Origin of the sequence: Niastella sp. OAS944 (genome assembly GCA_024809215.1) — a bacterium.
Classification (GTDB): domain Bacteria; phylum Bacteroidota; class Bacteroidia; order Chitinophagales; family Chitinophagaceae; genus Niastella.
Window position 1 is genome coordinate 258483 of the sequence record JANUBW010000002.1, and the last position, 13464, is coordinate 271946.

Sequence of the window (13464 nt, forward strand, 5' to 3'; positions counted from 1 at the left end):
CCTTCTTAAAAACACTATTATGAAATCGGTTAAAAGTATGGCCATGCTGATGGCAGCAGCCTTTATTATGAACGCATCTTTTGCACAGGAAAAAACGGTAAACGTTGGTGGCGCACCCATGTACCCTACTAAAAACATCGTAGAAAATGCCGTTAACTCTAAAGATCATACAACGCTGGTAGCTGCCGTAAAAGCTGCCGGTTTGGTGGAGACATTACAAACAGCTGGTCCGTTTACCGTATTCGCCCCAACCAATAAAGCGTTCGATATGCTGCCTAAAGGCACCGTTGAAACTTTATTGAAACCTGAAAACAAAACAATGCTCACTACTATTCTCACCTACCATGTAGTGCCAGGCAGGCTCGATGGCAGTGAATTATCGAAACTCATTAAAGCCGCCGGTGGTAAAGCTGAGTTAACCACTGTAGCCGGTGGCAAACTATGGGCCTGGATGAAGGGTAATAAAATTATGCTTACCGATGAAAAAGGCGGCATGGCCACCGTTACCATCTCAAACGTTTATCAAAGCAATGGCGTTATTCACGTAATCGATCATGTGGTGTTACCGAAAAACTAATGTGATAATGTGATAATTTGCTAATTTGATAATGGTTCAATTTCCAGATCCCCGCCTGGTTTTAGCACTCTAAAATTCCCTGTTTTATTATTCTAAGGCTTTTTCAATTTGTTTATGTAACAGATTGTACAGGCACTCTTTTATCAACACAAAAAAAGTAATCATGAAAAAAAAGAAAATGCTGTTCGCGGTTTTAGCTACAGCAGGTATTACGGCAGGTGGTTTGGTATATGCCGCCGATCATATTGACGCACCCGCAGTAACCAATCAATCTACCGATATTACCGATGTGTATGTATTCAGAGGGCAGGATGTAAACAACCTCGTATTTGTTGCCAATACGCAGGGACTTCTGTCGCCAAATGCAACCGGCGCTGCCAAATTCGATGAAAACACCCTCATCGAATTCAATATCGACAATAACAACGATAACGTGGAAGACCTGGTGATACAAGGCATTTACAACAATGGCATGATGAAAGTATATGGCCCAATAAAACCATCAGAAACGGGCAGCCGCAGTAAGCTGGAAGGCAGTGCAACTGCCGAAGTAGCTGTTAGCCCCTATGGTTCGTCGGCTAATATTGGTACAGGCGGTGGATTAAAAGTATTTGCCGGCCCACGCGATGATCCATTCTTTTTTGATCTTAACCAGTTTAAAAAGATCATTGCCGGTACTGCAACCAGCTTTAACAATCCCGGTTCCGATGCCTTTGCCGGTACCAATGTATTGAGTTTTGTTGTAGAAGTTCCTAAATCGATGCTGAATGCCACCAATGGTAAACTCAACGTTTGGCTAGAAACAAAGAAAAAAATCTAACGCTTAAAATCAAACATAATTTTATGAAACTATATAGCTTATTATTTATCGTATCGGGTATGATTGTGTTTTCAGCTTGCGATAAGGATGACGACGACGACGATAGAAAACCTAATTATTACGGAACGCAGGACCAAATGGCGCGCCCGGCAATCAATACGGTGTTTGTATCAGCCGCTGACAAAGATATGTTCAACACAACCGTACCTTCGGCCATGAATGCGGCCTTTGGCAGTAAGTTCAAAGCAAGACTAATGGCATTGAATGCCGGTTATACCACCAACCTGTTGGGATTAACCGCCGATCAGTTTAGCAATGTTTTGGTAACTGATGTTTTGAACGCATCCACAACAGCACCCACTACTTTCTATGATGGCACTAATGTGCTTACCGGCCGGGCACTTGCCGATGATGTTATTGATGTTGAGCTTACCCTCATCTTTGGTGGCCCCAATGGTACAGCCAATCCGGGCTTAACAAGCGATAAGGTAAATAGTAACGATAAGGCGTTCTTAGCATCATTCCCATATTTGGCTACACCTCATTAGAACTATGCGTGTCACGGTTTGGAACCGTGGCACGCTTATCCAATATCCTATTTCTTACCTCCTACTTCTCAAAACTAACACCACAAGCCATGAAGTATATATATCTTTCCCTTCTAATAATCCTCACCGCCTGCCAACAACCCATTACCAACCCCAAAGATTATTCCCGCTATTTACAACCAACGCAAAACACCCGCTTACAACAAATAGATGAGGAGCTTGGCTTTTGGCAAAACAAACTAAACAAAGCCCCCGGCGATATTATTTCAGAAAACAAAATAGCCGGTTTGTATACCAGGCGCTTTTCATATTCCGGTAACATAAATGAAATACATTGCGCCGATAGCCTGTACCGCCAGGTAAATTATTTAAACCATACCACCAGTTCGGGCACCTTTCGTTCGCTGGCTGCCAATTGTATAACACAACACCGCTTTCTACAGGCGAAACAATATATTGATTCGGCATTGGCATTAGGCGATGATAAATACCTTACCGTGCTCATGGAATTTGATGTGGCCATGGAACTGGGCGATAAATACCGGGCAAAAAAAGCATTGAACAGTATAACCGATAAAAGCAGTTTCGATTACCTGATACGCCAGGCAAAATATAAAGACCATGTTGAAGGCGACCTGGATGCCGCGATCAGCCTTATGGAAATGGCCTGCGACAAAATAAAAGACACCCATAACCCATCGCTTTACTGCTGGATAAGATCGAACCTGGGCGATTTTTATGGCCATGCCAACCGTTACCAGCTATCGTATAAATGCTATCTCGATGTACTGGCTACCGACCCGCATTATTACCATGCACTGAAAGGCATTGCCTGGCTGGCCTTCTCGCACGATAAAGATGTGGCGAACGCCCGCAAAATTGTGGCGTATTTAAAGCTGCGGCATCCCGTTCCTGATTATGATTTATTACTTTCGCAAATGGCAGCTGTGGAGAAAGATAGCATTCAATATAAACAACATATAACAGCATTTATGGCCGCAACCGGTAACCGGCTTTATGGCGGCATGTATAACAAATACCGTTTCAATATTGAAGCCAATGACATGAACGATGCCGCCGGTAGTTTGCATATTGCACTGGAAGAAGTAGCGCACCGGCCAACACCCGAGGCTTACAGCTGGCTGGCCTGGGCGTATTGTCGAAATGGCCAGGTATCAAAAGCCATAACTACCGCTCAGGCGCATGTAATCGGTAAATGCTTTGAACCCGGCGCCTTGTTCTACCTGGGTAAAATATACCAGGCCGGTGGCGACAACGCGAAAGCCCGGAAGTATTTAACTACTGCACAGGAAAGCTCGTATGAACTGGGCCCTGTAATAAGCGGCAGGATCGCTGAAACCTTAAAAACCCTGTAACCGATCATGAAAAAGTTTATAATAATTGCCTTCACCTGTTTTTTAGCAACTGCCGCTTTTAGCCAGAGCGCTATACAGGGACGAGTTATAGATAAAAATAGCCAGGAGCCGCTTGAACTGGCGTATGTTCGCTGGAGTAATACCAAACAGGGTGTTGTTACCAATAAACAGGGCTACTTCACCCTAAATACAACCACAGCTGAAACCGATGCCGCACTGATCATTACATTTATAGGTTTTGCTACTAAAGAGGTTAAAGCTGCCGGCAATTCCCCTATAGTAGTTGAAATGGAAAAAGGCCCCATAAGCTTACAAGAGGTAGTGATCACCCCGCAATCGACCGCCGCTTCATTTCATACCATTAGTAAAATCGACCTCAACCTGCAACCGGTACGATCTGCACAGGATATACTACGTACTGTGCCCGGTTTGTTCATTGGTCAGCACCAGGGCGGTGGTAAAGCAGAACAAATATTCTTACGTGGTTTTGATATTGACCACGGCACCGATATCAATGTAACAGTAGACGGATTACCAGTGAACATGGTATCTCACGCGCATGGCCAGGGTTATGCCGATCTGCATTTTCTTATTCCCGAACTTACCGGTAACGTTGATTATGGCAAAGGCCCCTACTACACCCAATACGGCAACCTGGGCACCGCCGGTTATGTTAGCATGAATACGGTGAACAGTCTTGATAAAAGCACTGTAAAGCTCGAAGGCGGCCAGTTCAATACCATGCGGGCATTGGCAATGATTGACCTGTTAAGCAAGCGCCAAAAACAAAAAGGCACCAATGCCTATGTGGCCAGCGAGTTCCTGTATTCCGACGGACCGTTTGAATCGCCGCAACACTTTAAACGGTTTAACCTCTTCGGCAAATTCAATACACAACTTAATAATTCAAATAAGCTAACGCTGATCGCTTCTACCCTGAACAGCAACTGGGACGCATCCGGACAAATTCCCGAACGTGCGGTGAAAAGCGGGCAAATAGACCGCTTTGGTTATATTGATAATACCGAAGGTGGTTATACCAACCGTACCAATGCCAGCGCCCAGCTTACCAGTTATCTATCGCCCAATACAACCTGGGAGAACCAGGCATTTTATTCAAATTATAATTTCAACCTGCATTCCAACTTCACCTTCTTTTTAAATGACCCGGTAAATGGCGATCAGATCCGCCAGCGGGAAGGAAGAAATATTGCAGGTTATCATTCCAAACTCTCACATGAAAGTACCCTCGGCAGCTGGAACCTGCAATCATTATATGGCGCCGGCTTCCGGCTCGATCAAACGCGCAATACGGAATTGTCGCATACCATCGATCGCAATACAGTACTTGATTATAACCAGTTGGGTAACATTCGCGAAACAAACGCTTTTGCCTATGCCGATCAAAGCATAGAGAAGAACAGATGGCGGTTCAATGTAGGCGCACGGTTCGATCATTTTAACTTTCATTACAACGATAAGCTCAGCAATGATCAACTGCCCGACCAGCAAAAAGTTATTGTAAGTCCTAAATTAAACGTTCAGTACACGCTCAATACAAAAACACAGTTGTATGTAAAGACCGGTAAAGGGTTTCACTCAAACGATGCCCGGGTAGTGGTGTTCAACCGTGGCTACGATATTTTACCTGCCGCTTATGGCGCCGACCTTGGCGTGTTGTTAAAACCAACCCGTAACCTATTGGTAAATGTTGCTGCCTGGTATTTGTACCTGCAACAGGAGTTTGTTTATGTAGGCGATGAAGGCGTAGTAGAGCCCAGCGGTAAAACCCGGCGTATTGGTATTGATGTGAGCGCCCGTTACCAGTTCAACAACTGGCTGTTTGCCGACGCAAATGTAAATCTGGCCAAACCACGCAGTGTAGAAGAACCAAAGGGAGAAAATTATATTCCGCTTGCGCCTACGTTTACCAGCACCGGTGGTTTGAACTGGCAGTTAAAGAATGGGTTGAACGGCAGTTTGCGTTATAGGTATATGCACGATCGTGCGGCTAATGAAGACAAGTCGGTTATTGCCAAAGGCTATACTGTTACCGATCTTTCCCTGAATTATACAAAGAAGAAATACGAGGTTGGACTGGCCATTGAAAACCTGTTCAATGTAAAATGGAATGAAACACAGTTTGATACCGAATCACGATTGAAGGATGAACCTGATCCTGTTTCAGAAATTCATTTTACGCCAGGCACACCGTTCTTTGCAAGAATGAAGCTGGCAGTGTTCTTTTAAACCCGGCTAAAAGTATTTTTCCAGGCTTAAACCATAAGTTATCAATAAGTTTTCGGTAGAGGTAATATTCTGTCGGTTGTAATTAAACCCGGTGGTGAAGCTTAGCCATTTATACAGTTTAACCGAAAAGCTGGTGTTTAGTTTCAGAATATAATCGTCGCCATCTGATAAGGAAGGCTGGTAAAAATGAAGACCATCAAAACGGAAGATCTCCTTAATAATAAACCGGTATTTCAATCGAAGTGAATTACGAACGGTTCTATAGCTTGTTCGCCCGAGTTTGTCGGTAACAGCCAGATTAGAGGTCTCATATAAAAAACCATCACTCACTTCCAGGTTGGCATTATCCTTATTCACGAAAGAATACCCAACACCAACACCGGCCTGAAACCGGCTATCGACCTTTAAAGAATAACTTTTTTCAAAACTGGTAAGTGCCCAGTAATAAAACTTCTGAATACCTTTTAAAACATCGAGGTTCATAATAGCCAGCAGGTCATCATTGGTTTTCGCAGCCGGGTTCTTGCCATATATATGGCTGGCCATACTGTTAAGCGAAATTTTCTTTTTATCTATTTGAAACTTTACCGCATTATTAAGCAGATACGTTGTACCACCCGGCGTTGTTCTGTTTAAATTACCCGTTCCTGAAAAACTTATGTAGTGGCTAACCGTGTCATTGAATTGAGCGAACCCTGTAAGTTGTATCATGCATAGGTATATCACTATCATTAAGACACGTTTCACAATCTTGGTCATGATCAAATATAACAAGTTCCGGATTTTAGCGAAGCATCAAATTTCATAAATGAAATACGGTCGGGCATACCCTGATTTTTTCAGCACATGTTTGGCCACATTAAATACTTTTACTTTACCGGCAATGCTGCCTTCGAGCACGCCAATATGTGCATGCCCATGGAATGCCACTTCTACATTACGGCGCAATAAAGGTTCTGCCAAACGCGAAGAACCTAAAAAAGGGAAGATCTGTTCAGGTTCGCCCAGCACCGTTTCTTTTATGGGCGAATAGTGCATCAGGGCAATCTTTTTAATATTGTTGTGGTCCTGGTCTAAGCGGGCAAGCGCCCGATCGAGATGTAATGCTTCTTCCACAGCTTCCTGTACAAAGGCCTTCATAGCGCCTTCACCAAACATCGAAAGCATGTGGTTATCGAAACCGCCGCCAAACCCTTTCACCCCGGCAAAGCCAATACCGGCAATTACCACCGCTTCACCATCCAGTATATGCACATTGGGATGGTTTTGCACGATCTGTCTTATAAGTTTATGCCGGTTCTTTTCATGGTCGTGGTTCCCCAGAACGCCTACTACCGGAATTGAGCAGGACTTTAATTCATCTACCAAAATATGCGCTTCCGATTCATCGCCGGTATCGGTAAGATCACCGCAAATAACGAGCACATCGGCATTCTTTGAAACATCAGTAAAGAACTCAACCCATTTACCTTTGTCTGTTTCAGCAATATGAATGTCGGCAATAGCGGCAACGCGCGTTTTGTTTTCACCAGTCATAGTTAAACTGTTTTAATGGTACATGTTTTATAGCCCCATTCTTTAATATCTATCTCGTATTGGGTTTGATCGATAACGGGGCCCCGGCAAACTTTTTCCATTGGGGGCGGCAGTTCATACTGTTCCGCTGCCCTTACAAGCAGTTCATCAAAAAGCCATTTTGGAATTATATTATGGAACTCTGAAGGATAAACGAATTGAAAAGAAAGGATCTGGGTAAGTAAAAGATGCCAGTGCTGGTCCATTTTCTGGTAAAGCCTTTTCCAATCGAAACTGCGGCCTTGTTTTAAAAGCAAATGATTTATATCTGCAGCATCGTACCGCTCGCGGTTTTGAACATAGATCTTACACCATACCAGTTCTTCGGGTGAAAGAATTTTTATATTATAACCCAAAAATTCGGCCTGGTGTGCGTGTTGCAGCCAATCATCGTCAACCCGGCAGATGTTGTTTACGGTATCGAAAATAATATCGAGGAAGTATTCGCCTTTAAATACTTTAGCCAGCCAGCGTACATCGGTAAGCTCTGTACGATAGCCTTTGGCGCCAAAGTACTTTAAGATCTTTGGGTATTCGTTGGCTGGACAAAATACATCGAGGTCTTTTGTATTGCGGTAAATGCCGGTATGATGAAAGATGGCAAAAGCGCCACCGAGCATAAACCTGGCGCCACTTTCTTCAAGCAGTTGCAGTGCCTCCCTATAAAATTCCAGTGCTGCTGTATTCTCCTGTTCAGTGATTTTCGTCATTGAATATGGCTAGCAAAACTGTTGCCTGAGTGGCGGGATGATAGTTCCCCGAGATGGGGACTTTATTGAATTTATGGTGGTTTGGCAGTCAACAAATTGGCGTTTTTAGGTGATCAAATCAGTTTGGCCAGATCAATTTATAGGAAATACCAGATGCCCAGAAAAGGCCCAGTGCGCCGCCCCGGATATTACCATTTGCTGAAGCCGGCACCGGCTTATACACATTGCCATCGGCCTTTAATTGCTTTCGAAGTTCATTGAAATAGCCATATGCTTCCTTTGTTAAGGAACACAATCTTATATGAGAAGCATACATGTAGGGATGGAAATTCAGATAAGGTCCTGGTCCGGGATAGGGATAGCTATCGGGCCATATTAATTGTACTGATAACCCGTTCACCTCTGATGGTAATATATTATCATCAACCACAAAAGGTATGCTGTTATAATTATTATACTCTATTGTAAACATGTCGAATGGGTGTTCGGTTATATGCGGATAAAATTGCAGCATATAATAGTTTTTTTCGTTTTGCGGTTCTTTGAACCAGGCCAATGGCAAATAACCTTTATCCCCGGCTGCATTAACAACGGCATCCATTTCTACAACAGCAGAATCAAGTGTAGGCACAGGCGGCATATATGCCGAGGACTGAAATATTGAATCACCAATGCGAACATGGAGGTGGTAAGTATGGCCGGGTTTACCCTGAATTTTTGTTGTTTGATAGTACCCGCGTTTAGCCGTTACGACCTTGTTGGGGAAAAGATTAAAATACATAGAATCATACTTTCCCTCATTGTACCGATAATGCCATCTTGGCAATTTGTCAACCGCGGGAATTAGCGTATCAACAGTTCCCATATCATCGGAAATAATTACCTCAGCTCCCTGAACAGCATCAAAACTATCGGCATCGTTTGTTACAACCAGGGGATAACCAAACAGGTTCGTTGATCTTGTTATGTGAATAAAATAAGGGCCTTTTAAATCACTGATCCGGCCTTCTATTACATAAAGCGGCTTCGTATCGTCCAGTTTGAAATTATATTCTTTTGTACAGGCAGCTAAAAACAAAACAGCACTAATAAAAAACCATCGCATTTGCATATTGAGCTTTTAAAATTTAAAATTGTAGGTTATTGATGGCAAAATACTGGTGAGGTATACCTGGGTAGCTTTTGTATTTCTAAAATCTACCGACTGGTTTATATAAAGCGCAAATAAATTTTTCCTGTTGTATGCATTATAAATACTAAACACCCATTCACCCTTCCATCTTCTATTCGGGTTTAACTTGTTTTTCCATGTAACACTAACATCGAGGCGGTGATTGGCGGGAAGCTGATAGCTGTTCCTTGAGCCATAATACGTGTACCTGCTGCCATAAAAAATATAAGTGCCTATTGGTATGGTGGTGCGGCCGCCGCTTCTATAAACCCAGTTTAACGATAAATTCACCCTTTCACTTATTGTATGTGCATACACCACCGAAATGCTGTGCCGGTGATCAAAGGTGGGTGGGTACCATTCATTATTATTTACGCCATTAATGCGGCGCAGCGATTTTGACCAGGTATAACTTATCCAGCCGGTTGAAACTCCGCTGTTCTTTTTCAGCAGGAATTCAAGTCCATATCCCTTCCCCTGCCCTGTCAGGATCTGCGTTTCAATTTTATCGTTCAGAAAAACTTCTGCGTTATCTTTAAAGTCAATGATATTATAAGATTTACTATAAAAACCTTCCATGCTGCCTTCATAGGAATCATTGAATATGGTTTTGTAAATACCGGCAGCGAACTGATCGGCATACTGGGGTTTAAAGTAAGTGTCGGAAGGCAACCACATATCGGTTGGCAAACCAACAGAAGAGTTCGTTAACAGGTGCTGGAACTGGTAATTCCTGCTATATGAAAATTTCAACGAAGCTGTAGGAGATAGTAATATTCTGGCAGTTGCTCTTGGTTCCAAACCCACATACGATTTAATAATTTTCCCTTTCGAATAAAAAGTGCTGTCGACCACAGCTGAAGTGTCTGCATTATACTGGTAAACAAATGCATCGCCCAGGGCGGCAAACCACGTAGCCCGAAGTCCGTAAGATAAGTTGATGTGTTTACTTAATTTTTGTTCATTATTTATATAGGCAAATACCTGAGCCGAGCTGCGGTTATTGAGCGTTACTTCTCGCGATGCTGAATTTTTACCTTTGGGAATTACCCTGCCCGGCAATACATCCTGCATAGTAGCGCCTGCACCAAATTTTATCTGGTTGTTGCTGTTGATCATTAGATCGAAATCTGTTTTGCCTGTTACTTCCCTTAAATTGGCGCGCCAGGTAAAATTGCGGGTGTCTTCCAGCAGATCATATGAATATCTATAGTTGCTGTATAGAATGGATGTATTGGCAAACAATGCTGCATTGAAAATATGGTTCCACCGGGCGGTAACCGTGGTGTTACCCCAATTCATTTCAGTGGATTTTTCAAGAGGGCTCAGGAAAAAGTTATCATAGCCGGTATAGGCAGATAAATAAAGCCGGTCTTTGGTACCAATAATCTTATTGATCTTTACATTGAGGTCGTAATATGAAACTCTGTTGTTTTCTGTATTCACTTTTAGCAAATTCAATTTCCGCGACAGATCTAACAGGGCGCCTATATTGCTGTATCTTCCCGAGATCATAAAGGACGAACCTTCTTTTTTTATTGGGCCTTCGATCGTTAAGCGGCTGGCCAGAAAACCTAGTCCACCGGTTACCGTGTGTTTTTTAAAATTGCCTTCTTTCATCCGGATGTCTACCACCGAAGATAACCGGGAGCCATACCAGGCAGGGAATGCGCCCTTATAAATAGCAACATCTTTAAGGGCATCTGTATTGAAAGCGGAAAAGAAACCGAGCGTATGTGAAGGATTGTATACCGGCGCTTCATCGAGCAGGATCAGGTTTTGATCATACGATCCGCCGCGCACCGATAAATTGGTAGTTCCTTCCGCCGAAGTTTGTATACCAGGCAAAAACTGTAAGCTTTTTAACACATCGGGCTCACCGCCGGGCATAGCTATTTTCTTAATGGTTGCAATACTTAACCGGTGATAACCTGTACCTGTTCTTTCAACATTATTTCTCGTATCTGTTGCTTTTGTTACTACAACAACCGTTTTCAGCGGTGCATTCTCCTTAAGGGCCAGTTGAATATTTTTCTGAAAGGTATGTTGAAGATCGGCAGTTGTATCATTGTCTTCAAAACTCACATAGGAGCAATTCAGCTTATAGGTGCCAGCAGGAAATGTTAACGAGTAAAAACCATAGGCATTGGTAACGGTTGAATAGCTTTTGTTGCCCGAAATATTTACGGTAGCACCAATCAATGATTCACCTGAATTAACTGCGGTAACAAATCCATACAGGGTTACTGAATGTGGCCGCCCGTTGCGGCTCGTTTTTATCAGTATGTAATTATCTATCTGTTCAAATAACAAGGGTGTATTGGCTGTTATATCGGTCAATATTTTTCTTACTGAAACACGCTGTTGCCGGTAGTTAATGTTTTTAATACCGGCTATATCAGCCGTTTTATAATTGAATTTAAAAGGCGTAAGGCTTTCAACTTTAGCAAAGGCTTCTTCCAGAGAAGCATTTTTGAGGTCAATACTAATGATCGTTTTATCCATATCCTGTGCACGGGTGTTGCCGATTGACAATAAGGTACAGCATATGAATACCATTACTGGTTTCATTTGTTTCATACAAATTGGTATGTGAGGGTGTTTTATTCTATAATGAATGTTCCATTGCTTTCAGAAAGCCGGGCATCTGTAATGCGGCAAATAATATCAAGCGATTTGCGAAGGCCTGTATTTTTATTGAATGAAACGGTAGTTATTACTTTTTTCAGTGAGGCCTGTTTTATTTGAATGGAAACGTTAAAAACTCTTTGCAGATCGGCCACAATATCGGCAAGCATTTCATCTTTATAATACAAATCGCCTTTCTTCCAGCCGGCTATATGTGCAGTATCAATAGTGCTTTGAAAATAGCTTTCATCGGCCATTACTTTTACCTGATGTCCTTTTTCCAAAGTGGCAAGCGATCTGTTTCCTGACTGTACTTTTACCCTGCCCCGCTGTACTGCCACAATCATCGCGTGCTCACCCGGATATGCTTTAATATCAAAGGCAGTTCCCATTACTGAAGTAACGATATTGCCTGAATGAATAACAAATGGAATTTCGTTGGCATGCAGTACATCGAACCAGGCTTCACCCAACAGCTCCACCGATCTTTCTTTACTGCTAAAAGATGCCGGAAACCGGATAGAAGAACCTGAATTCAACCATACACGGCTGCCATCGGGCAACACCACTTCATACTGGCTGCTGCGCGCTGTTGACACCACATTGTAATGGGTGGCTCCACTATGATTAGTGGTTGTATAAATAATTTGTGAATCCTGTTTGGTTATGGTTGTATTTTCATAACTGGCTATTTTACCGTTTTTAACATCATCCAACCAAATTCGGGAACCATCTGAAAGCTGCAACAAACTTTTGTTTACCGGCGTTACAACCAATGCAGGTAAAGCTTTTTGTGAAGCAGCCAACCCGGCGTTAGAGGTGCGACCCATAATAAAATAAGCCACCGAACCTATTAGCAACAACACAGCAGCCGCTGCCGCCATCCACCGGTATAAAGTAAACACCCGGGGTGATTGCTTTGCAGCAGGTGTTTTGTCGATGTTCACAACATCCTGTACCATTTTTTGCCAGGAAGATGCATTAGCAGGAAACGCTGGTATTTCTTCCTGCATTTTCTCGAACATCACCTGTTTAAATAACTCCTCATTGACATTGGCTTTCACCATGTCCAGTAGCTCCTGTCGTTCATGCTCAGTTGCTTTGTCGGCCAGGTGTTGTTCCAGTAGCCAGGTTAATCTTTGTTGGTCCATTTATTTAATTTCGCCTGTGTTATTAATAAGAAGAGCATGGGACTGTTTAGGACTATCGGCGATAAAAATATTTTTATTTTTTTCTGTAAGTAGCAACAGAATGAAGATAACACCATATTTAACAAGGTATTCCCGTATAAATTTTAAAGATGCTACCAGCGCATTCTTAACGGTATTGGGAGATATATTTAATATAGAAGCAATTTCCGGAATGCTCTTCCCCTCATCGCGGCTCATGCGGTAAATTTTTTTTCGCTGTGCAGGTAGTTTATCGACGGCCTCACCTATAAGCCGGTTCAATTCTTTTAATGCAAAGCCTTCATGTGTTGAATTGACCGGTTCAGGTTCAAATGTTAAGGGATTAAAAAATTTATTATTCAATATGCTTTTTCGCAAATAACTGTAACATTCATTGGAAGCTACTTTATACAACCAGCCGCCGGGGTTATCTATTTCACTTAATTTATCTCTCGATAACCATACCCGAATAAATGTTTCCTGTACAATTTCCTGCGCAGCCGGCTCCGATTTAATAAATTTTATAATAAATGGATATAGTTTGGGAAGGAATGTATTGAACAGTGTTTCGAAAGCTCTTTCATTACCCTCAGCAACCTGCAGGAACAGTTGTTTAGTAGTCAATACTAATGGTTTGATT

The 13464-nt window shown here is 42.6% G+C and carries 12 protein-coding genes; 5 read left to right on the forward strand and 7 right to left on the reverse strand.

Features of this window, described 5'->3' with window-relative positions:
• Positions 1 to 19: 19 nt before the first annotated feature.
• The 5 genes from GGD38_RS11640 (at position 20) to GGD38_RS11660 (ending at position 5571) form a co-directional block, all read left to right on the forward strand.
• Positions 20 to 577 carry a fasciclin domain-containing protein gene (locus GGD38_RS11640; RefSeq protein WP_375300683.1) on the forward strand — a complete coding sequence of 186 codons (558 nt, stop codon included), beginning with the start codon at positions 20 to 22 and terminating at the stop codon, positions 575 to 577.
• 163 nt (positions 578 to 740) lie between these two features.
• A complete protein-coding gene (locus GGD38_RS11645; RefSeq protein ID WP_375300682.1) occupies positions 741 to 1397 on the forward strand; it encodes a DUF4331 family protein in 657 nt (218 codons plus the stop codon).
• Between the two features lie 23 nt (positions 1398 to 1420).
• Positions 1421 to 1945: a DUF4331 family protein gene (locus GGD38_RS11650; RefSeq protein WP_375300681.1), complete on the forward strand. Its 525-nt coding sequence runs from the start codon at positions 1421 to 1423 to the stop codon at positions 1943 to 1945.
• Between the two features lie 89 nt (positions 1946 to 2034).
• Positions 2035 to 3321, forward strand: coding sequence for a tetratricopeptide repeat protein (locus tag GGD38_RS11655; protein ID WP_375300680.1), 1287 nt, complete (start codon positions 2035 to 2037; stop codon positions 3319 to 3321).
• Between the two features lie 6 nt (positions 3322 to 3327).
• Positions 3328 to 5571 (forward strand): TonB-dependent receptor, encoded by a 2244-nt coding sequence (locus tag GGD38_RS11660; protein WP_375300679.1) that lies wholly within the window; start codon positions 3328 to 3330, stop codon positions 5569 to 5571.
• 6 nt (positions 5572 to 5577) lie between these two features.
• Here GGD38_RS11660 and GGD38_RS11665 read toward each other — a convergent pair whose 3' ends face one another.
• The 7 genes from GGD38_RS11665 to GGD38_RS11695 all read right to left on the reverse strand — a co-directional run bounded on the left by GGD38_RS11665 (position 5578) and on the right by GGD38_RS11695 (position 13448).
• On the reverse strand, positions 5578 to 6282 hold the full coding sequence (locus GGD38_RS11665; RefSeq protein ID WP_375300678.1) for a DUF481 domain-containing protein: 705 nt from the start codon (positions 6280 to 6282) through the stop codon (positions 5578 to 5580).
• A gap of 84 nt (positions 6283 to 6366) precedes the next feature.
• Positions 6367 to 7107, reverse strand: coding sequence for a metallophosphoesterase (locus GGD38_RS11670; protein WP_375300677.1), 741 nt, complete (start codon positions 7105 to 7107; stop codon positions 6367 to 6369).
• 2 nt (positions 7108 to 7109) lie between these two features.
• Positions 7110 to 7856 (reverse strand): nucleotidyltransferase, encoded by a 747-nt coding sequence (locus GGD38_RS11675; protein WP_375300676.1) that lies wholly within the window; start codon positions 7854 to 7856, stop codon positions 7110 to 7112.
• A gap of 118 nt (positions 7857 to 7974) precedes the next feature.
• Positions 7975 to 8967 carry a DUF4249 family protein gene (locus GGD38_RS11680; protein ID WP_375300675.1) on the reverse strand — a complete coding sequence of 331 codons (993 nt, stop codon included), beginning with the start codon at positions 8965 to 8967 and terminating at the stop codon, positions 7975 to 7977.
• A gap of 9 nt (positions 8968 to 8976) precedes the next feature.
• Positions 8977 to 11607, reverse strand: coding sequence for a carboxypeptidase-like regulatory domain-containing protein (locus GGD38_RS11685; RefSeq protein ID WP_375300674.1), 2631 nt, complete (start codon positions 11605 to 11607; stop codon positions 8977 to 8979).
• A 23-nt stretch (positions 11608 to 11630) separates the two neighbouring features.
• Positions 11631 to 12806: a FecR family protein gene (locus GGD38_RS11690; RefSeq protein ID WP_375300673.1), complete on the reverse strand. Its 1176-nt coding sequence runs from the start codon at positions 12804 to 12806 to the stop codon at positions 11631 to 11633.
• On the reverse strand, positions 12807 to 13448 hold the full coding sequence (locus GGD38_RS11695; RefSeq protein ID WP_375300672.1) for an RNA polymerase sigma factor: 642 nt from the start codon (positions 13446 to 13448) through the stop codon (positions 12807 to 12809).
• Positions 13449 to 13464 lie beyond the last annotated feature (16 nt).